The following is a 19,585-nucleotide window of genomic DNA, read 5'->3' on the forward strand; positions in this document are numbered from 1 at the left end:
GAGGGGAACCCAGAAATGAGCTACAACCAGCCGGGCCCGTACGGCGGGCAGCCTCAGCAGCCCGGACCGTACGGTCAGCCGGGTCCTTACGGCCAGCAGCCGCCGCAGGCCCCCCAGCCCGGCTACGGCTACCCGCAGCAGGCGCCTCAGCAGCAGCCCGGCTACGGGTACCCCCAGCAGGCCCCTCCCGGGGTTCCGCCCCAGCAGCCCGGCTACGGCCAGCAGCCCCCCGGCGCCCCCTACGGCGCGCCGATGCCGCCGGCCCCGGGCGGCGGCAAGAAGAAGACGGGCCTCATCATCGGCGCGGTCGCGGTCGTGGCGGCGATCGCGGTCGGCGCGTACTTCGTCGTCGGAAGCGGCAGCAGCGGCTCCGCGGACGTCGCGGACGACGGCCCCCACAAGCTGACTACTCCGGCGACCGTACTCACGGAGTACAAGAAGGGTGACGCCTCCAGCTCCGACGGCATGTCCAAGTCGGACCTCAAGGACGCCGAGTCCTGGGGCGTGAAGAACGCCAAGGACGTCAGCGCCAACTACCAGGCGGGCGACAAATCCAACCCGCTGGCCGGGAAGCTGATCACCTTCGGTGGCGTCTACGGCGACATCGAGGACCCGGAGAAGGCGGTCGACGGATTCCTCGCCTTCATGAAGAAGGACTCCCAGGGTGAGGAGGGCGTCACCGTCGTCGGCAGCCCGAAGGAGTACAAGCCCGACTCGTTGGACGGCGCCGTCATGAAGTGCCAGAACGCCAAGGTGGACAACACCGACGGCGAGGCCAACGAGCCGAAGTCGGTGACCATGACGTACTGCGTCTGGGGCGACCACAGCACGCTCGGCTTCGTCATGCCGATGGAGCTCACGGACGTCGCGGCGGGCAAGAGTGCCGACCCCAATGAATCGGCCGAGACCGCCGCCAAGCTCCGCAAGGAAGTCCGCGTCAAGGCCTGACCGTACGTTCCAAGCGGTCTCTGGAGCAGTCTCAACGAGGAAGGGGCCCCGGTCTGTTGACCGGGGCCCCTTCCTCGTACCTCGTGTGTGCGTGCCGCCTAGGCGGTCTTCTGCTCGCCCGGTCCCCGTCCCCGCGCGTCCCGCGGGATCAGGGTCGGGTTCACGTTCGAGCGGACGACCTCCGACGTGATGACGACGCGGGCCACGTCCTTGCGGGACGGGACCTCGTACATCACCGCCTGGAGGACCTCTTCCATGATGGCGCGCAGGCCGCGCGCGCCGGTCTGGCGGAGGATGGCCTGGTCGGCGATGGCTTCGAGGGCCTCGCGCTCGAATTCCAGCTCCACGCCGTCGAGTTCGAAGAGGCGCTGGTACTGCTTCACCAGCGCGTTGCGGGGCTCGACGAGGATCTCGAGGAGGGCCTCGCGGTCGAGGTTGTGGACCGACGTGATGACCGGGAGGCGGCCGATGAACTCGGGGATCATGCCGAACTTCACCAGGTCCTCGGGCATGACGTCCTCGAAGCGGTCCTTCGCCTCCAACTCCTTCTTGGAGCGGATCGTCGCGCCGAAGCCGATGCCCTTGGCACCCGCGCGGGACTCGACGAGCTTCTCCAGGCCCGCGAAGGCGCCGCCCACGATGAACAGGACGTTCGTCGTGTCGATCTGGATGAACTCCTGGTGCGGATGCTTGCGTCCGCCCTGGGGCGGGACCGAGGCCGTCGTGCCCTCAAGGATCTTCAACAGGGCCTGCTGGACGCCCTCGCCGCTCACATCCCGCGTGATCGACGGGTTTTCGCTCTTACGAGCCACCTTGTCGATCTCGTCGATGTAGATGATGCCCGTCTCGGCCTTCTTGACGTCGTAGTCGGCGGCCTGGATGAGCTTCAGCAGGATGTTCTCGACGTCCTCGCCCACATAGCCGGCCTCCGTCAGCGCCGTCGCGTCGGCGATGGCGAACGGGACGTTCAGCATGCGGGCCAGGGTCTGGGCGAGGAGCGTCTTGCCCGAGCCCGTGGGGCCGAGGAGCAGGATGTTGGACTTCGCCAACTCGATGGCGTCCTCGCGGTTCTGACCTGTGCTGTTCTCGCCGGCCTGGACCCGCTTGTAGTGGTTGTACACCGCGACCGAGAGGGCCTTCTTGGCCGACTCCTGGCCTACGACGTACCCCTCGAGGAACTCGTAGATCTCGCGAGGTTTGGGAAGTTCTTCCCAACGCACCTCGCTCGTCTCCGCGAGCTCTTCCTCGATGATCTCGTTGCAGAGATCGATGCACTCGTCGCAGATGTACACACCAGGGCCTGCGATGAGCTTCTTGACCTGCTTCTGGCTCTTGCCACAGAACGAGCACTTGAGCAGATCGCCGCCGTCACCGATGCGTGCCACGGTGTGCTTCCCCTTCGCCTGGGAGACGCCTAGGTCCAGCGGCTCCTGGTGCTGCCTTATGTCCGACGGTACCTTGCCGAGCCCCTCGTTCGGGCCCCCCTTGGCGCGGTTCACTTTGTCGTGAACCGCGTCAAGGAGCGGCAGACGATACAGCGCCGCGTCACGCGACCGATGCGTTGTTCATCTTCCGGGTCGAGATGATCTGGTCGATCAGGCCGTACGCGAGGGCGTCCTCGGCCGTGAGGATCTTGTCGCGCTCGATGTCCTCGCGGATCTTCTCGATCGGCGTCGTCGAGTGCTTGGCCAGCATGTCTTCCAGCTGGGCGCGCATGCGGAGGATTTCGTTCGCCGCGATTTCGAGGTCCGAGACCTGGCCTCGGCCGGTCTCGCTGTACGGCTGGTGGATCAGCACACGGGCGTTGGGAAGTGCCATGCGCTTGCCCGGTGTACCGGCGGCCAGCAGGATCGCGGCGGCCGAGGCGGCCTGGCCCATGCAGACCGTCTGAACGTCCGGCTTCACGAACTGCATCGTGTCGTAAATCGCGGTGAGTGCCGTGAAGGAGCCGCCGGGGCTGTTGATGTAGACCGAGATGTCCCGGTCGGGGTCCATCGACTCCAGGCACAGCAGCTGCGCCATGACGTCGTTGGCGGAGGCGTCGTCGATCTGCACGCCGAGGAAGATCACGCGCTCCTCGAACAGCTTCGCGTACGGGTCGTACTCACGGACGCCCTGCGAGGTGCGCTCGACGAAGCGCGGGATGACGTAGCGGGACTCCGCGCGAGGGCCGGTGTACTCGGCCTCTGTGCGGGCGTAGAGGCCGCTGCCGGGGAAGTCGTTCACTGTGTCTCCTGGAGAGCCTGATAAGGGCTGAGGCGGTCGGCTGGGGGCTCGGAGGGGCTGGTGCCGGTCTACGCCGGCACCCGGGTCGGCGGTGTGCCGACCTATGCCGCCCCGGTGCCGCCGCCGCCAGGCATTCCGGCAGCGGTGGGCATGATGTCGTCGATGAGGCCGTACGCCTTGGCCTCGACCGGGTCGAACCAGCGGTCCCGGTCGGAGTCGCGGGTGATCTGCTCCACGGTCTGGCCGGTGTGGAAGGAGGTCAGCTCCGCCATCCGCTTCTTGGTGTGCAGCAGCCGCTCGGCGTGGATCTTGATGTCCGACGCGGAACCGGCGAGGCCGGCCGAGGGCTGGTGGATCAGGATCTCCGCGTTCGGCAGCGCGAAGCGCTTGCCCGGAGTACCCGCGCTCAGCAGGAACTGGCCCATGGAGGCCGCCATGCCCATCGCGATCGTCACCACGTCGTTCTTGATGTACTGCATGGTGTCGTAGATCGCCATGCCGGCGGTGATCGAGCCGCCGGGGCTGTTGATGTAGAGGTAGATGTCCTTCTCCGGGTCGGAGGCAAGGAGCAGCAGCTGCGCCGTGATCTTGTTGGCGATGTCGTCGTCGACCGCCTGGCCGAGGAAGATGATCCGCTCGCCGAGCAGCCGGTTGTAGACCTGGTCGCCGAGGCCACCACCGATGGGGTCGCCGGCGGCTGTGGGCATCAGATTCGTCACGTATCCACCTGCTCGTCTTACGACGGCGCCGGGCCGTCTCACGTCTTCTGCTGGGGGCGTGGGACCCCGTGTGCGCGCCGTGTCGGACGGCTCCGGGGACTCCCCTGCCCTCGTACTCATGGACCCTAACGCGCGGGTCCCTCCGGGGAATCCCGCAGAGGTGACTGTTCGCTGTGAGCGCATGCGCCGCGGTGGGTGAGCAGGGGGTTCGGCGGGCCCCGCCCCGGCTTTCGGGGGCGCGCGGAACCGCGCGCTCCGCCCCCGCCGGGCCGCGGTCGCGATCGCGTCCGCCTCGGACGGCGCCTCGGCGGGTGCGGGTTGTCGTGAGGCGGGCTGCTCGCGCCCGTGCGGCGGAGCCGCACGTCGATACAGCCCCGCGCCCCTGGAAGGCCCTACGGGCCCCCGGAACATGTCCCGGGGGCCCGCAAGTACGTACTGGTGAGGCGATCAGGCCTCGGTCTTCTCCTCGGAGTCCTTGGAAGCCTCGACGGCCTCGGGGGCCTCCTCGGCGGCTTCCTCGGTCGAGTCCTCGGCGGAGACCTCGTCCTCGTCCTCGTCGTCCAGGTCGACGAGCTCGCCGTTGGTGTCCTTCACCGTGGCGGCCTCGACCACGACGGCCAGAGCCTTGCCGCGGGCGACCTCGCCGACGAGCATCGGGACCTGGCCGCCCTCGACGACCGCCTGGGCGAACTGGTCGGGGGACATGCCGGAGGAGGCAGCACGCCGCATGAGGTGCTCGGTGAGCTCCTCCTGGTTGACGTTCAGCTTCTCCTTGTTGACGAGCTCGTCCAGGACGAACTGCGTCTTGATGCCCTTGACCGCGGCTTCCTTGGTCTCGGTGTCGAACTCCTCGGCCGTCTTGCCCTGGATCTCGAGGTACTTCTCGAGGTCGATGCCCATCTGGCCGAGCTGGTGGTGCTCCAGGTTGTGCTTGCGGGTGTTGATCTCGTCCTCGAGCAGCTTCTCGGGGACGGGCACCTCGACGAGCTCCAGCAGCTTCTCCAGGACGCGCTCCTGGGCCTGCGTGGCCTGGTCGTACTGCTTCATGTTCTCGAGGCGCTTGCGGCTGTCACCGCGCATCTCCTCGAGGGTGTCGAACTCGGACGCGAGCTGCGCGAAGTCGTCGTCCAGCTCGGGCAGTTCGCGCTTGGCGACCTGGGTGACCTTGACGGTGACCTCGGCCTCCTTGCCGGCCGCCGAGCCGCCCTTGAGCTCGGAGGCGAAGGTGGCCTCGCCACCGGCCTCCACACCCTTCACGGCGTCGTCGATGCCATCCAGCAGCTCACCGGAACCGATGGTGTAGGAGACGCCGCTCGCGACGCCGTCCTCCAGGACCTCGCCGTCGACCTTGGCCTCCAGGTCGAGGGTGACGACGTCACCGTCCTCGGCGGCACGCTCGACCGGGGCGGTCGAGGCGAAGCGCTCACGCAGCTCCTCGACGGCCTTGTCGACGTCCTCTTCGCTGACCTCGACGGCGTCGACCTCGACCTCGATGCCGGAGTAGTCCGGGATCTCGATGGCCGGGCGAATGTCGACCTCGGCGGTGAAGTTCAGCGTCTCGCCGTCCTTCAGCTCCGTGATGTCGACCTCGGGCTGGCCGAGGACGTTCAGCTCGGCCTCGTTGACCGCGTCGGTGTAGAACTTCGGAAGCGCGTCGTTGACCGCTTCCTCAAGAACCGCACCGCGGCCGAACCGCTGGTCGATGACGCGCGCCGGAATCTTGCCCTTCCGGAACCCCTTCACCGTGACCTGCTGGTTGATCTTCTTGTACGCCGCGTCGAGGCTGTCCTTGAGCTCCTCGAAGGGCACCTCGATGCTGAGCCGAACCCGGGTCGGGTTCAGGGTCTCCACGGCGCTCTTCACGGTTCGGTCTCCTTGGGGGCTGACTTCTTTGGGTTCTGCTGACGTTCTCCGCCGGATACGGCGGAGCCTCAGCGGATTGGCGGCCCTTGAGGGACGTAACAATGCAGACACACGGGCGCGCAGTTTGCATACTAGCCGCAGGCGGGACACGCCCCAAAAGGTGATCTTGCCGATGTCCGACACGGAGGTCCGGCACGGTGGTCGGGGTGGCGGGATTTGAACCCACGGCCTTCCGCTCCCAAAGCGGACGCGCTACCAAGCTGCGCCACACCCCGTCTGGTGCGAGACGTAGGGTACATGCCCGCAGGCGGCGCGGCTCCCGCATTTCACGGGGCAGTCGGGGCCTCCGGAACGGGGTGTGCGGCGAGGGGCCGCGACCCGCTACGATGCTTCCGTGCCGCGCGTCACTGACCTGCGGCGCGTCCTGTGCGGGCGTAGCTCAATGGTAGAGCCCTAGTCTTCCAAACTAGCTACGCGGGTTCGATTCCCGTCGCCCGCTCTCTACGGCTCAGGGCCAGGCCGGAGATTCGTTCTCCGACCTGGCCCTGACACGTTTCCGGGGCATCGCCGCGTTCGCTCAGTTCCGGAGGAAGGCGATCAACTCGCCCAGGAGGCGGGCCGGGGCGTCCAGGGGGACCAGGTGGCCCGCGTCCGGGATCGGGCGGAGACGGGCGCCCGGGATCAGGGAGGCGAGTTCCTCGCCCTTGGCGGGTGGGATCCAGGTGTCCTCGGCGGCCCAGCAGACGGTGACGGGCAGGTTCAGCGTGGGATAGAGGGGTTGGATCTCGTCCGTGTAGCGCTGGTCGGCCTGGGCGATCTGGCGGTAGAACGCCGCCTGCCCCGCCGTGTCCGTCCAGGGGGCGACCAGTTCGTCCAGCACCTCCGGCAGCAGTCCCCGATGGCTCGCGGAGCTCACGTACTCGCGGACCAGGGCCTCGTGCAGCGGTGCGGGCAGTTGCCCGAAGACCGCCGCGTTCTCGGCGACCAGGCGGAAGAAGGGCGAGCCCCAGGGGGCGAGCGCGACGGGGTCGACCAGGGCGAGGCGCCGGTACTCCGCCTTGTGCAGCAGGTGCGCGCGGAGTGCGACACAGCCGCCGAAGTCGTGTGCGATCACGGACGGGTTCGACAGTCCCCAGACCCGCAGGAGCTCGGCGAACACCTCGCCCTGCGCCTTCAGGGACACGTCCTGGCCGTCGCTCTTCTGGGAACTGCCGTAGCCGGGCATGTCCCAGACGTGGACCCGGTGGCCGTCGGCGGCGAGCGCCGGGGCGATCTCGTGCCAGACGTACGACGAGAACGGGGTGCCGTGCAGCAGCACCACGGGCGGGCCGTCCCGCGGCCCGAGGCGGTCCCACCGGAGGGTTCCGATCGGGCTCTCCCAGCTCTCACGCAGCTGCCAGGTGACCTCGGGGCTCACTTCCTCGGGCTCCTTCGGTCGAGAGAGCGGATGGGAAGCAGACCGATGAGAAGTCGTACGTCTGCCGGAGGGCTCGGACGTCCACCTCGTGGACCGAGCGGATTCCGTACGTCGCATACAGGGCGTCGCCGCCCACGAGTTCGCGCCGGCGTGCGCTTCGAGGGGAGCAACTCTTCCGGTACGCCGTGGAGTTCGGGTCCGCCCTCGGTGACCCGGGGCGCCGTGTTCCAGGCGCTGCCGGATGCCGTGACCGCGCACCTCGGAAGGGTCACCCCTGGGTCGCTCAGAACTGGATCGAGTTGATGGTCTCCGCTACCGAGTTGAGGAACCGTTGGATGTCGTCCGCCATGCCTGTGGAGGCGAGGAAGAAACCGAAGAGCACGGCCACCACCGCCGGCCCACCCTTGATCGATCCACCTCGTATCAACACCACCAGGACGATCCCCAACAGAAGCACCACTGACAGCGAAATGGCCACAACTGATCACACCCTACGGTCGGTCCGCTCTCCCGGCCCGGAGGTGCAACCCCGCGCACCCCCGCCAGAACCATCGTGCCACCAACGAGCCCGGCGTATGCGGCGGGTGAGCCATCGTTCGGTCACAGAGGCGAACGGCCGGGCGTCGTACGGCAATTCGAGCGATCCCTCTCACGGGAAATTCAGGAAGATCGTTTCCATGTCCACACAGTCGTCCACACAACCTGTTCGCAGCCAATTCGAATTGTTGCCACAGGCACAGCGACGAGACTGAAGCGAGACCGAAGACGGGTCACTAAAGACGAATCAACCGGACATTTCACCAGAGTCGCCCGCAGACGTTATGCACCATTTAGTCGTGACGAAGCAGGACGTAACACCCGCTTGCGGTATGACGATCGACACAGGCATCAGCATGACGACTTCGCCGAATACCGGGTACACGTACGGCGATAAGCAGGATTCGCCTCAGAGGTTTTACGAAATCACACAGACAACGCTAGGGTGCCTCAGATGTTCTACGCTGCCACGTCCCCCGCACGCGCAGCGAGGTCAAGGATCGTCTCCCCCAGCTCCTGGTGGGAGGGTCTGTGACGAACTCGCTCCGTCCGCACGGCCAACAGAGGGCTCCGCTCCCTTCGGCCCAGCCACCGGCGTCGGGTGTACCGAGCCCGCGACCACCACGAACCCCGGGATCCCCGCAACCGGGTACCGCCACCACCGGGCCGGGCACCAAGCCCGCCAAGCAGCGCGACGCGTTCTTCGACAACGCCAAGTACCTGGCGATCGTGTTCGTCGCGATGGGTCACGCCTGGGAACCGCTGACCGACCACAGCCGCGCCGCCGAGGCGCTCTACATGGTCGTCTACACCTTCCACATGCCGGCCTTCATCCTCATCTCCGGCTACTTCTCCCGCAGTTTCGACATGCGCACCGACCGGCTCCAGCGGCTGGTCACGGGCATCGCCGTGCCGTACATCCTCTTCGAGGTCGCGTACTCCCTCTTCAAGAAGTGGGCGGACGACGACCCGAGCCACCCGATCAGCCTGCTCGACCCCTGGTACCTCACGTGGTTCCTGGTCGCGCTGTTCGTGTGGCGGATGACGGTCCCGCTGTGGAAGGTCGTGCGCTGGCCCGTGCCGCTCGCGCTCGCCATCGCGATGCTCGCCTCCGTCTCGCCCGACATCGGCGACGACCTGGACCTCCAGCGGGTCCTGCAGTTCCTGCCGTTCTTCGTCGTGGGCCTGTTCATGAAGCCCGAGCACTTCCAGCTCATGCGGCGCCGCGAGGTGCGGATCCTGTCGGTTCCGGTGCTTCTGGGCGCGCTCGTCTTCGCCTACTGGGCGGGGCCGCGCATGAACTCGGCGTGGTTCTACCACCGTGACAGCGCCCAGGAGTTGGGCGCCCCCTGGTGGGCCGGTGTCGTGATGACGCTCGCCATGTTCGGCTGCTCGCTGGTGCTCACCTCGTGCTTCTTCGCCTGGGTGCCGCGCCGCAGGATGTGGTTCACGGTGCTGGGCGCGGGCACGCTGTACGGCTATCTGCTGCACGGCTTCCTCGCCAAGGGCTCCCGTTTCTGGGGCTGGTACGACGACTACGCGTGGCTGAACAAGCCGCTCGGCGAGATCTTCCTCACGGTCGTCGCGGCCGCGGTCATCACCGTGCTGTGTACTCCGCCTGTGCAGCGGGCCTTCCGGTTCGCGATGGAGCCGAAGATGGAGTGGGCGTTCAAGAGGGACGCCACGGAGCTGGCCCGGGAGCGGGCCAAGTCGGAGCGGGCCAAGTCGTAGGGCGGCCCACGTCGTAGAGCGGCCCACGTCGTAGAGCGCGCCCCGGCAGGGGCTCGGTCAGGGGCGTGGCAGGCCCAGGAGTTTGCGCATCCTCGTGTACTTCTGGGTCAGGCGGGCCCGGGTGAACTCGTCCAGGGCCGCCAGGCGGGCCGGGTCCGCGTTGTGGGCGAGGTCGGACTCCTTCACCAGGAGGGCTCCCGGGGTGGCCAGGATGCGGTCGGCGTAGGCCTCCGGGCGCTCGTCCCTCCGCTTGGTGAGGGCCAGCACGATGTCCTTCGTCCGCCGGGACAGGGCGGCCTCGCGGAGCCAGTCCTCGGAGAGCGCGTCGTCCTCGACGGAGTCGTGCAGCCAGGCGGCGGCGATCTGTTCCTCGTCGCCGCCTCGGGCCCGCACCCCGTCGGCCACGGCCAGCAGGTGTTCGGTGTACGGGCGGCCCGCCTTGTCCGTCTGGGCGGCGTGCGCGTTCCGCGCCAGGGCCTCGACCTCCGTGAGGGTCAGCAGGGGTCTTTCGGTCACTCGGCGCTCGTTCTCGGTCATAGGTCGAGTGTGCCCCGTATCGCGGCCCGCGCCGGTACGGTCGCCGCCGTCAGGCCGAGGATCACGATGGCCGCCGCGAAGGAGCCGTACACCAGCGGGGGTATGTAGGGCGCCCGGCCCGTCAGGCCCTTCATCATCGGGACGAGCGTGGCGAGCGCGATGGCCGTGCCGAGAGCGATCCCGGCGAGCGCGACGAGCAGCGCCTCCCAGCGGATCATCCGCATCACCTGGCGGCGGGTGGAACCGATGAGCCGCAGCGTGCCCAGCTCGCGCCGGCGGTCGAGGACCGTCATCACCAGGGTGTTGGCGGCGGCGACGGCCGCGAAGCCGCCGAGGACGGCCGCCATGACGGTGTTCGCCCAGGCGTTGAGCTCGCGGTCGAGGGACTGGGCGGTCGTGTAGTCCGCGCGTTCCAGGACAGTGCCCACCTTCGCGAGATCGCCGGCGCTTCCGCCCTTCGTCCAGACCTCGGTGACGAAGGCGGAACTGACGTGGCCCGCCAAGTCCGCCTGACCCATGGTGACCTGGGACAGTCCCATGCCCCGTTCGTACGTCGCCACGACGCGCGGGGACGTCTTCGTGCCGTCGGGCAGGCGCAGTTCCATCCGGTCGCCCACGCCGGCGCCGGCGTTCTCGGCCAGTGAGGCGTCGACCGCGACCTCGCCGCGCTTCAGGGACAGGGTGCCCTTGTCGACCTTCAGGTCCTGCACCCGGGCCAGGTCGCGTGCCGAGCCCGTGATGCCCTGGGTGGAGGCCGAGTCCAGGTACCCGTTCGCCCGCACGAGCACCTCGGTCCTCAACAGGCCGACGGCGGCGGTGACTTCGGGTGCTCGGGCGGCCTCGCGCACGGCGTCCGGAGCCAGTCCTCCGTCCGACGTCACGATGTGGTCGGCCACGATGCCGTCCCGCTGCTGCTCCTGGGTGACCCGCTCCTCGCTGGTGTGCATGAAGACGAGGACGGACGAGAAGGCCATCGCGAGGACGATCGGCGTGATCGCGGAGGCCAGCCGACGGGCGTTCGTACGGGAGTTGGCGGCGGCGAGTGAGGCGGACGCGCCCGCGCCGCGCAGCGGGAGCCCGAACAGGGCGGCGCAGGCGCGTGCGACCAGTGGTCCGAGCAGCGCCACCGCCAGCATGAACAGCATGACGATGCCCAGCGCCGCGTTGGCCGCGTCCTCCCCGGTCAGCGACGCTGCGAGCCCCGCGCAGACACACCCTCCGGCGGCCGCCGCGATCCCCAGCGGCGTACGGATCCAGCCCGGGCGCAGCCGCTCCACGGACGCCTCGGTGAGCGCCTGGCCCGGCTTGATGCGCGCCGGGCGGCGGGCGGCCGCGTATCCGGCGAGCAGTGCGGCGACGAGGACCGCGCCGACGGCGGAGAGCAGCGGGATGTACGAGACGGACAGGTCGACGGCCTCCGGGATCGCGCCCTTGTCCTTGAGCTGGCCGAACCACCAGCCGGCCAGCGCGATCCCGGGCAGCAGGCCGGCCAGGCCGGCGAGGGGCGCGACGAGCAGGTTCTCGGTGGCGATCGAGCGGCGGATCTGACGCGGGGTCGTGCCGATGGCCCGCAACAGGGCGAACTCGCGGGCGCGTTGGGCGACGGACAGCGCCACGGTGCCCATCGCCGTGAAGACGGCGACCGTGGCGGCGATTCCGCCGAAGGAACCGCCGAGCGCGATGAGCGTTTCCTTGGCCTCGGCGAGGGAGGAGTCCTCGACGGTCCCGCGGTCGCCCCCGGCGTACACCTCGGCGCGGTTGCCGAGAGCGTGCTCCACCTGGGACTTGAGGGTCCCGGCCGACACGCCCTCCTTGGGGAGGACGGCGATGGCGTCGACGCGGCCGGGGTGCCCGGAGAGGCGTACGGCTTCGGTGTCGGTGAACCAGGCGGTGGGCGCCCCGGCCTTGGTGAGCCCGGAGATACGGAAGGTGCGGGGGCCGTCGGCCGTGGTGAGGGTGACGCGGTCGCCCACCTTGCCGTTCGCGGCGCCGCCGTTCGTGAGGACGCCCTTCGTGAGGGCGACTTCGCCCGCACCGGGTGCCTGCCCGGACGTCAGCCGTTCGCCGGTGAAGGCGGTGGAGCCCCAGCCGTGGGCGGTGACCTGCTCACCCGTACGCGTCTGGACGGGGAAGGTGACATCCGGCACCGCCACCCGCGCTCCGGGCACCGAACTTGCCTTCGCCACCAGGGAGTTGTCCAGCCAGGCCCGGTCCGGGACGGGCACGGCGTCGTCCTCGCGGTCGTCGCCGTGGCCGGTGACGAGGTGGGCCCGCTGGTCGGCGGCGGCGACCACCGGGGCGCCGGCGTAGCGGGTGGGCGGAACCGAGGCCCGCAGGCCGGTCTCCAGGAGGATGCCGCAGGCCGAGACGATGAACGCGGCCATGGCCAGCGCGACGAACGTGCCCACGAAGGCGGCGGGCTTGAAGCGCACGGCGGCACGGGCGAGGCCGTTGGGCACGAACATCAGGCCGCCGCTCCCGAGAACGAGGGCGCGGCCAGCGACGCCATGCGGGCGGCGATCCGGTCGGCCGGGGCACGCTCCAGGTGGTCGACGATCGAGCCGTCGGCGAGGAACAGGACGCGGTCGGACCAGGCGGCGGCCGTCGGATCGTGGGTGACCATGACGACCGTGGCGCCGAGCCCGTCCACGGCCTGCCTCAGCAGGCCGAGAACCTCGGCGGCGGTGGTCGTGTCGAGCGCGCCGGTCGGCTCGTCCGCGAAAACGACGTCGGGCCGGGTGACGAGGGCGCGGGCGATGGCGACACGTTGCTGCTGCCCACCGGAGAGCTGGCCGGGGCGTCGGCGCCCCAGGCCGTCGAGGCCGACCTGACCGAGGACGGCTGCCGCCCGGCGCCGGTCGGGCCGGTGACCCGCCAGGCGCATCGGCAGCACCACGTTCTGCTCGACCGTCAGGGACGGCAGCAGGTTGAACGCCTGGAAGACGAACCCGAGGCGCGAACGCCGCAGCGCCGTGAGCTTGTTCTCACTCATGCCCGTGATGTCCGTGCCGCCGAGCCTGACCGTGCCGCCGCTCGGCCGGTCGAGGCCGGCCGCGCACTGCAGGAACGTGGACTTGCCCGAGCCGGACGGTCCCATCACGGCGGTGAAGCTGCCGCGCGGGAGCGCGAGGTCGATGCCGCGCAGGGCGTGCACGGCGGAGGCGCCGCGCCCGTACTGCCGCCGCACGCCCCGCAGTTCGACGGCCCAGTCCCCCGCCGAGGCGACCGCAGGGCCGGTCGTGCTCTGTTTCTGCACGGCGTCCCGGTCCCCGTCCTCGTACCGCTTCCTGCGCAGCCCCATGGCCGGGTCCGCCTTCCCTCGCTCGTCGCCCCGCTCGTCGCAGCGCGCTCGCTGCCGATGGCTCGAAACTACGGATTCGGGACCACTCGGGACCATGAGGGCGACCGCCGAGTCCACCTGGGGTAAACCCCACCACTCGGCGCGGACCGGACGGCACTCCAGATCGTTTGGTAAACTAATTACTGACGATTTCTTGACGCTTACTTGACCAATCGCCGACCGCTCCCTCGCCAGTCCCCCAACCGCGCCCTCTACTGCTCTTCACCGCTCCCTCGACCGCTCTCTCGACCAAGGAGGAACGGGCCCATCGGACACGCAGAGCTCCTGATCGCCATGGGCGGTGCCTTTCTGGCCGCCGCCGTTCTCGCCCGCGCGGGTGCCCGTATCGGGCTCCCCACGATTCCCCTCTTCATCCTGGCCGGAATCCTGCTCGGCCCCCACACGCCCGGCATCGTGCTCGTCTCGGACCCGCACGACATGGAGATGCTCTCCGCACTCGGCCTGGTCCTGCTGCTCTTCTACCTCGGCCTCGAGTTCCACATGGACGACCTCAAGGCGGGCGGGCGCCGGATGGCTCTCGCCGGAGGGATCTACCTCGCGCTGAACGTCGGCGCGGGCCTGGGCTTCGGATTCGCCCTCGGCTGGGGCACCTCCGAGGCGCTGGTCCTCGCCGGGGTGCTGGGCATCTCGTCGTCCGCGATCGTCACGAAGGTGCTCGTGGACACGGGGCGGCTCGGCAATCCCGAGACGAAGCCGATCCTCGGCATCATCGTCGTCGAGGACATCTTCCTCGCCCTCTACCTGGCGGCCCTCCAGCCGATCCTGTCCGGCGCGAACTCCCTCGGCGCGGCCGTCCTCGACGGCGGCAAGGCCTTCGCCTTCCTGCTGCTGCTCGCCCTCGCGGCGCGGTTCGGTACGCGGGTGGTGGGGCGGCTCTTCGACACCAAGGACGACGAGCTGCTGGTCATCTCCTTCCTCGGGGCGGCCGTGTTCATGGCGGGGGTCTCGGAGTGGTTCGGGGTGGCGGACGCGATCGGGGCGTTCATGGTCGGGCTGATGCTCGGCAGCACCTCCTCCGGGGAGCGGATACGGAAACTGGTGCATCCGTTGCGGGACGCCTTCGGCGCGATGTTCTTCTTCGCCTTCGGGCTGTCCATCGACCCCGGTGACCTGCCGACCGTGCTCTGGCCGGTGCTGGCCGCGGTGGCGCTGACGCTCGTCATGAACGTGCTCGCCGGTCTTGGGGCGGCTCGTGTGTACGGGTTCGGGGCCGGGCCGGCCGCCAATATCTCCACGACCCTTCTTGCTCGGGGGGAGTTCGCGCTCATCCTTGCGACGATGGCCGCGGCGGCGGGGCTCGACGATCGGCTGTCGCCGTTCATCGCGGGATATGTGTTGCTGCTGGCTGTTCTTGGGCCGTTGGCCGCGGGGCGGTCGGGGTGGCTGGCTCGGGTGTTGCCCGGGGGGCCGTCCGACGTGGAGCCCGAGCGGGACGTGGCCCGGGTCGGCTGAGACCGCCCGCGCTCATCTTGTGCGGTTTTCCCTTTCCCCAGCCCCACCTCTTCCCGAAATCGGGGCTCCGTCCCGGGGGTGGGTGGGGGACTGGGACGGATTGGCAGGTGCGGGCCCACCGCGGTTGCCCGCGCAGTTCCCCGCGCCCCTGAAGGGGCGCGGCGGATGGTGCAGTGGGCCGGCGGGGCCGTGGCGGGATGTGTGTCCGCAGCGTACGAGGACACCAGCAAGCGGTCACCGTGCGACAACCGCGCCTTACGTCACCGGCTGCGGACACACGTCCCGCCACGGCCCCGCACCCCACAGACGAACCGCACCCCCAACCACCCAGGGGCGCGGGGAACTGCGCAATCCTTCACCCGACCCAGCCACAACACAGCCGCACCCGCAGACGCACCCCGCAGACGAGCAACAACCCTCAGACCGTCGCCGGCCCCGTCGTCGCCCCCTCGCGGCAGATCAGCAGCAACGCCCGGTCGTCGTTCACGTCCTTCGCGACCGCCTCGATGAGGTGCCAGGCGGCACCGTGGAAGCCCCCGGCGACGTACCGGTCGGCCTCGCCGGTGAGGCGGTCGATGCCCTCGACGATGTCCCGTTCGGACGTCTCGACCAGCCCGTCCGTGAAGAGCATCAGGACGTCTCCAGGCCGCAGCGAACCCTTCACCGGGTCGAACTGGGCCCCGTCGTACACCCCGAGCAACGGCCCCTCCGCCGCCTTCTCCTCCCAGCGCCCACTCCCCGCGCTGAGTTGAAGCCCCGGAGGGTGTCCCGCGGAGAACAACTCGTAGTCCCCCGAGTCCAGGTCCAGGACCAGGTGGATCGACGTGGCGAAACCCTCGTCCCAGTCCTGCCGGAGCAGGTACCCGTTCGCCGCGGGCAGGAAGGCGTGCGGGGGAAGCGAGCCCAGCAGCCCCCCGAACGCCCCGGACAACAGCAGCGCACGCGACCCCGCGTCCATCCCCTTGCCGGAGACGTCCGTCAGGACGACCTCAAGCGTGCGGCCCCCGTTCGTACGGGCAGCGACGACGAAGTCGCCGGAGAACGACTGCCCGCCGGCCGGCCGCAGCGCCATCTCCCGATGCCAACCCATCGGCAGCTTCGGCAACTTGCTCTGCACCCGGATCCGCTCACGCAGGTCGAACAGCATGGTCCCGCCCCGCCGCCACGGCACACCCACCCGGCTGCGGAACTGGGCGATCAGCAGCCCGAAGAACCCGCACGCGGCCACGACCAGCACGATCCCGGGCGTCACCCGGGAAGGCCCCTCCGTGTACGGCCCGAGTTTCACGGACTCCACGATCAGCGCGGTGGCGGCCGCGGCGTACAGCCCGAGCAGACTCGACGGCCGCAGCAGCAGCCCGCCGGCGACGATCGGCAGGACCAGCAGCGCCGGCGAGCACCAGACGGAGTTCATGAGTGTGAGGCAGGCGATCACGGGAATGGTCAGCAGCAGACCGGCGAGCGCGACCCAGTCGGAGCCGTCGCCGCGGAAGTAGTCGACAGCGGATCTGCGCAGGCCGGTGCGGACCCGGTGAACCTGCTTCTTCAACCGGGCCGTGAACGTATCGGCTTCAGCGCGCCGCTCTCGTCCTACTGCCATTAGTTCGGGACCCTATCCATCGGACCAGGTGCTTGGCACGGGAGGTCCCACTTGTCCCCCGTCCGGGGACGGAAGTCACAGGGAATTCCGACCCTCGCAGAGCGTACGGCCGGATGCGGACCCCACATCGCCGGGCCGGGAGAAATAGAGTCGCTCATCCCGGATTGCCCTGGTAGGCATGAGGACATGACGACAGAACTGCGCGTGCTGCGCCCGGACGACTGGGACAAGTGGTACGGAAACCTCGAGCTCGCGTTCGGCGGGGTCGCGGAATCCGCCGAGGAGAGGTCGCTGTGGAGCGACCTCACGGAGCACGACCGGTTCATCGGCGTCTGGGACGGCGACGACTGCGTGGGTACGACCGGTGCGTTCACGTTCCGGGTCACCGTCCCGGGCGGCGCCGCCGTGCAGGCGGCCGGCGTCACCATGGTGAGCGTCGCCTCGACGCACCGCAGGCGCGGTGTGCTGAGCTCGATGATGCGTCGCCAGCTGGACGACGTGCGGTCCTGGGGCGAGTCGCTCGCCGTGCTCACGGCGTCCGAACCCGTCATCTACGGCCGGTTCGGCTACGGCGTGGCGACACATCAACTGCGCGCCGAGATCGACACGTCCCGGGTGCGGCTGTCGGTGCCGGAGGGCACGGACGACGTACGGCTGCGGCTCGTGGTGCCGGACGCGCCGGTCGTACGGGACGCCTGCGAGGCCGTGTACGCGCGGCAGGTGGCGGCCCGGCCCGGGATGACGGAGCGCAGGCCCGGCTGGGAGCGGCTGCCGCTGCTCGACCCGGAGAGCGACCGCAAGGGCACGTCGCCGCTGCAGTGCGTGCTCGCGGAGCGGGACGGCGAAGTGGTCGGCTACGCCCGGTACTTCAACAAGCCGGAGTGGGACTCGGCCGGCCCCGCCGGCACCATCGAGCTGCGCGACCTGGAGGCGCTCGACCCGGCGTCGTACGCGGCGCTGTGGCAGCACCTCTTCGGCATCGACCTGACATCGACGGTGAAGACGCACAGCCGTCCCGTCGACGACGCCTGGCAGCATCTGGTCTCCGACGTGCGGCGGTGCGGCGTGTCGCTCAGGGACTCGATGTACGTGCGGCTCGTCGACGTCGGCGCGGCGCTTGAGGCGCGGACGTACCAGGCGCCCGTGGACGTCGTGTTCGAGATCGAGGACGCCTTCTGCCCCTGGAACGAGGGGCGTTGGCGGCTCACGGGTGACACGAAGGGAGCGTCCTGCGCGCGGACGGCCGACGCGGCTGATCTCGCCCTGTCCGTACGGGAGTTGGGTTCGGTCTACCTCGGCGGCGTGTCCCTCGCCTCGCTCGCCGCGGCGGGGCGGGTGCGGGAGCTGCGCCAGGGCGCCCTCGCGGAGGCCTCGCTCGGCTTCTCCTCCGCGGCGGCGCCGTGGCTGCCGCACGGCTTCTGAGCCTCGGCGGGCCCGCTTGCCGTCAGGCCCGATGACTTTCAGGCCTGGCGACTCTCGGGCCTGGCGACTCTCGGGCCTGGCGACTCTCGGGCCTGATGACTCTCAGGCCTGATGGCTTCAGGTCTTCTGGCAGGTCGGGCACCAGAAGAGGTTGCGGGCGGCGAGATCGGCGGTGCGGATCTCGCCGCCACAGATGAGGCAGGGCAGGTTGGCCCTGCGGTACACGTAGACCTCGCCGCCGTGGTCGTCCTTGCGCGGCGGGCGGCCCATCGCCTCCGGTTCGTGCTCCGGGCGGACGGTGTCGATGCGGTTGTTGCGCACGCCCTCGCGCATGAGCGCGACCAGGTCCGCCCAGATCGCGTCCCACTCGGCCGCCGTGATGTCCTTGCCCGCTCTGTACGGGTCGATGCCGTGCCGGAAGAGGACCTCGGCGCGGTAGACGTTTCCCACGCCGGCGATGATCTTCTGGTCCATGAGGAGCGCGGCGATCGTCGTACGGCTGCGGGAGACGCGTGCGTACGCGCGTGCCGGTTCCGCGTCCTCGCGCAGGGGGTCCGGGCCCAGGCGGGCGTGTACCGCCTGCTTCTCCGCGTCCGTGATCAGCGTGCAGGTGGTCGGGCCGCGGAGGTCCACGTACGTGGTGTCGTTCGCGAGTCTCAGGCGGACCGTGTCCGTGGGTGGGGGTGCGGGGGTGGGGCCGAAGTTCACCTTGCCGAAGAGGCCGAGGTGGATGTGGATCCAGTCCTCGGACTCGAAGCGGAGGAAGAGGTGTTTGCCGTGGGCTTCCGCCGTGGTGAGTTCCGTGCCGTTCAGGAGGGCTGCGGCGTCTGTGAACTTGCCCTGGGGGCTGGTGACGTGTGCCCTGCGTCCACCGAAGGCGGAGAGGTAGTCCTCGGCCAGCCGGTGAATGGTGTGCCCTTCGGGCACGGGGGCCTCCTGGTCGGTGTGCGGATGCCGTACAAGCGGTTCCTCTTCCCCAGCCCCGCCCCTTCCCGAAACTGGGGGCTGCCGCCCCCAGACCCCCGCATCGGCCTGAACGGCCTCGTCCTCAAACGCCGGAGGAGCTAGCCCCTCCGGCGTCTGAGGAGCGGGGGTTCGGGGGCCGGCCCCCGAGACGGGACGGGTAGGGGCGGCGGGGGCGAGAAAACGCCTAGCCCTGCGGGTGGTGGGCCGGGATTGCCGGGAGGTCGCCCGTCGTCTCGTACGTCGACAGCATGTCGATGCGGCGGATGTGGCGCTCGTCGCCGGAGAACGGGGTGTTGAGGAAGATCTCGACGAACTTGGTCGCCTCCTCCTCGGTGTGCATCCGCGCACCGACGGCCACCACGTTGGCGTCGTTGTGCTCCCGCCCGAGCGCCGCGGTCTGCTCACTCCAGGCGAGCGAGGCCCGTACTCCCTCGACCTTGTTCGCCGCGATCTGCTCCCCGTTCCCAGAGCCGCCGATCACGATGCCCAGCGAGCCCGGGTCGGCCGCCGTGCGCTCCGCGGCGCGGAGGCAGAACGGCGGGTAGTCGTCCTGGGCGTCATAGATGAGGGGCCCGCAGTCGACGGGCTCGTGCCCGGCCGCCCTGAGCCACTCGACGAGGTGGTTCTTGAGTTCGAAACCGGCATGATCGGAGCCGAGGTACACGCGCATGGTCCGAGTGTGACACGCCTGTTTCCGATCGGCCCCGTCGGGGCAGGCGCACGAAATGCGCCGCGTCGCATGACGGAAAAGCGTGAGTAACACTACAGATCCTCAAGGAAACCTCAAGTAACGATCTGGATTCAAA

General features: G+C 69.5%; 16 protein-coding genes and 2 tRNA genes. 5 read left to right on the forward strand and 13 right to left on the reverse strand.

All coding sequences use genetic code 11. The annotated features are described in order from the left end of the window. Window positions 1-15 precede the first annotated feature (15 nt). Window positions 16-948, forward strand: coding sequence for a hypothetical protein (locus tag ACH4YP_RS21270; RefSeq protein ID WP_398491773.1), 933 nt, complete (start codon window positions 16-18; stop codon window positions 946-948). A 98-nt stretch (window positions 949-1,046) separates the two neighbouring features. On the opposite strand, the gene clpX is transcribed toward ACH4YP_RS21270, so the two are convergent. The 5 genes from clpX to ACH4YP_RS21295 all read right to left on the reverse strand — a co-directional run bounded on the left by clpX (window position 1,047) and on the right by ACH4YP_RS21295 (window position 6,031). Next, the gene (gene clpX / locus ACH4YP_RS21275; protein WP_361071483.1) at window positions 1,047-2,333 is read right to left on the reverse strand and encodes an ATP-dependent Clp protease ATP-binding subunit ClpX; all 1,287 of its coding nucleotides are present in this window, start codon (window positions 2,331-2,333) and stop codon (window positions 1,047-1,049) included. A 160-nt stretch (window positions 2,334-2,493) separates the two neighbouring features. Further along, window positions 2,494-3,174, reverse strand: coding sequence for an ATP-dependent Clp protease proteolytic subunit (locus ACH4YP_RS21280; protein ID WP_200398175.1), 681 nt, complete (start codon window positions 3,172-3,174; stop codon window positions 2,494-2,496). Between the two features lie 101 nt (window positions 3,175-3,275). Next, window positions 3,276-3,881, reverse strand: a complete 606-nt coding sequence (locus ACH4YP_RS21285) for an ATP-dependent Clp protease proteolytic subunit (protein ID WP_055611887.1) — start codon at window positions 3,879-3,881, stop codon at window positions 3,276-3,278. Window positions 3,882-4,340: 459 nt separating this feature from the next. Beyond that, window positions 4,341-5,756, reverse strand: a complete 1,416-nt coding sequence (gene tig / locus ACH4YP_RS21290) for a trigger factor (protein WP_398491776.1) — start codon at window positions 5,754-5,756, stop codon at window positions 4,341-4,343. 198 nt (window positions 5,757-5,954) lie between these two features. Beyond that, window positions 5,955-6,031: transfer RNA gene (locus ACH4YP_RS21295), tRNA-Pro, on the reverse strand. Window positions 6,032-6,184: 153 nt separating this feature from the next. Here ACH4YP_RS21295 and ACH4YP_RS21300 point away from each other — a divergent pair. Then, window positions 6,185-6,255 (forward strand) — tRNA-Gly (locus tag ACH4YP_RS21300). 78 nt (window positions 6,256-6,333) lie between these two features. On the opposite strand, the gene ACH4YP_RS21305 is transcribed toward ACH4YP_RS21300, so the two are convergent. Together ACH4YP_RS21305 and ACH4YP_RS21310 are read right to left on the reverse strand one after the other, a co-directional pair. Next, entirely contained in the window at window positions 6,334-7,173 is an 840-nt protein-coding gene (locus tag ACH4YP_RS21305) for an alpha/beta fold hydrolase (RefSeq protein WP_398491778.1), read from the reverse strand. Window positions 7,174-7,456: 283 nt separating this feature from the next. Further along, on the reverse strand, window positions 7,457-7,651 hold the full coding sequence (locus ACH4YP_RS21310) for a hypothetical protein (RefSeq protein WP_055611884.1): 195 nt from the start codon (window positions 7,649-7,651) through the stop codon (window positions 7,457-7,459). Window positions 7,652-8,241: 590 nt separating this feature from the next. Between ACH4YP_RS21310 and ACH4YP_RS21315 the strand changes: the two genes are divergently transcribed. Further along, window positions 8,242-9,441 (forward strand): acyltransferase family protein, encoded by a 1,200-nt coding sequence (locus ACH4YP_RS21315; RefSeq protein ID WP_361071471.1) that lies wholly within the window; start codon window positions 8,242-8,244, stop codon window positions 9,439-9,441. Between the two features lie 57 nt (window positions 9,442-9,498). Here ACH4YP_RS21315 and ACH4YP_RS21320 read toward each other — a convergent pair whose 3' ends face one another. From ACH4YP_RS21320 to ACH4YP_RS21330, 3 genes are read right to left on the reverse strand one after another with little or no spacing between them, the layout of a single operon-like run. Continuing rightward, the gene (locus ACH4YP_RS21320; protein ID WP_398491780.1) at window positions 9,499-9,978 is read right to left on the reverse strand and encodes an HD domain-containing protein; all 480 of its coding nucleotides are present in this window, start codon (window positions 9,976-9,978) and stop codon (window positions 9,499-9,501) included. Continuing rightward, a complete protein-coding gene (locus ACH4YP_RS21325; protein WP_398491781.1) occupies window positions 9,975-12,443 on the reverse strand; it encodes an ABC transporter permease in 2,469 nt (822 codons plus the stop codon). The genes ACH4YP_RS21320 and ACH4YP_RS21325 overlap by 4 nt, the downstream gene beginning before the upstream one ends. Beyond that, window positions 12,443-13,279, reverse strand: coding sequence for an ABC transporter ATP-binding protein (locus ACH4YP_RS21330; RefSeq protein ID WP_398491783.1), 837 nt, complete (start codon window positions 13,277-13,279; stop codon window positions 12,443-12,445). The genes ACH4YP_RS21325 and ACH4YP_RS21330 overlap by 1 nt, the downstream gene beginning before the upstream one ends. A gap of 333 nt (window positions 13,280-13,612) precedes the next feature. On the opposite strand from ACH4YP_RS21330, the gene ACH4YP_RS21335 reads away from it, so the two are divergent. Continuing rightward, window positions 13,613-14,791 (forward strand): cation:proton antiporter, encoded by a 1,179-nt coding sequence (locus tag ACH4YP_RS21335; RefSeq protein WP_361071459.1) that lies wholly within the window; start codon window positions 13,613-13,615, stop codon window positions 14,789-14,791. Between the two features lie 418 nt (window positions 14,792-15,209). Here ACH4YP_RS21335 and ACH4YP_RS21340 read toward each other — a convergent pair whose 3' ends face one another. Then, window positions 15,210-16,391 (reverse strand): PP2C family protein-serine/threonine phosphatase, encoded by a 1,182-nt coding sequence (locus ACH4YP_RS21340; protein ID WP_361073205.1) that lies wholly within the window; start codon window positions 16,389-16,391, stop codon window positions 15,210-15,212. Window positions 16,392-16,577: 186 nt separating this feature from the next. On the opposite strand from ACH4YP_RS21340, the gene ACH4YP_RS21345 reads away from it, so the two are divergent. Next, window positions 16,578-17,813 (forward strand): GNAT family N-acetyltransferase, encoded by a 1,236-nt coding sequence (locus ACH4YP_RS21345; RefSeq protein WP_361073202.1) that lies wholly within the window; start codon window positions 16,578-16,580, stop codon window positions 17,811-17,813. A 117-nt stretch (window positions 17,814-17,930) separates the two neighbouring features. On the opposite strand, the gene ACH4YP_RS21350 is transcribed toward ACH4YP_RS21345, so the two are convergent. After that, window positions 17,931-18,740: a DNA-formamidopyrimidine glycosylase family protein gene (locus ACH4YP_RS21350; RefSeq protein WP_361073199.1), complete on the reverse strand. Its 810-nt coding sequence runs from the start codon at window positions 18,738-18,740 to the stop codon at window positions 17,931-17,933. Window positions 18,741-18,963: 223 nt separating this feature from the next. After that, on the reverse strand, window positions 18,964-19,449 hold the full coding sequence (locus ACH4YP_RS21355) for a ribose-5-phosphate isomerase (protein ID WP_361072486.1): 486 nt from the start codon (window positions 19,447-19,449) through the stop codon (window positions 18,964-18,966). Between the last annotated feature and the right edge of the window lie 136 nt (window positions 19,450-19,585).

It is taken from the genome of Streptomyces sp. NPDC020747, from assembly GCF_044334695.1.
In the GTDB taxonomy this organism is placed as follows: domain Bacteria; phylum Actinomycetota; class Actinomycetes; order Streptomycetales; family Streptomycetaceae; genus Streptomyces.

Coding starts and splice junctions, on each gene's coding strand:
- ACH4YP_RS21320 (WP_398491780.1), bottom strand. CDS start 9,978: ATGACCGAGAACGAGCGCCGAGTGACCGAAAGACCCCTGCTGACCCTC.
- ACH4YP_RS21345 (WP_361073202.1), top strand. CDS start 16,578: ATGACGACAGAACTGCGCGTGCTGCGCCCGGACGACTGGGACAAGTGG.
- ACH4YP_RS21355 (WP_361072486.1), bottom strand. CDS start 19,449: ATGCGCGTGTACCTCGGCTCCGATCATGCCGGTTTCGAACTCAAGAAC.
- ACH4YP_RS21335 (WP_361071459.1), top strand. CDS start 13,613: ATGGGCGGTGCCTTTCTGGCCGCCGCCGTTCTCGCCCGCGCGGGTGCC.
- ACH4YP_RS21325 (WP_398491781.1), bottom strand. CDS start 12,443: ATGTTCGTGCCCAACGGCCTCGCCCGTGCCGCCGTGCGCTTCAAGCCC.
- ACH4YP_RS21285 (WP_055611887.1), bottom strand. CDS start 3,881: ATGCCCACAGCCGCCGGCGACCCCATCGGTGGTGGCCTCGGCGACCAG.
- ACH4YP_RS21330 (WP_398491783.1), bottom strand. CDS start 13,279: ATGGGGCTGCGCAGGAAGCGGTACGAGGACGGGGACCGGGACGCCGTG.
- ACH4YP_RS21340 (WP_361073205.1), bottom strand. CDS start 16,391: ATGGCAGTAGGACGAGAGCGGCGCGCTGAAGCCGATACGTTCACGGCC.
- ACH4YP_RS21270 (WP_398491773.1), top strand. CDS start 16: ATGAGCTACAACCAGCCGGGCCCGTACGGCGGGCAGCCTCAGCAGCCC.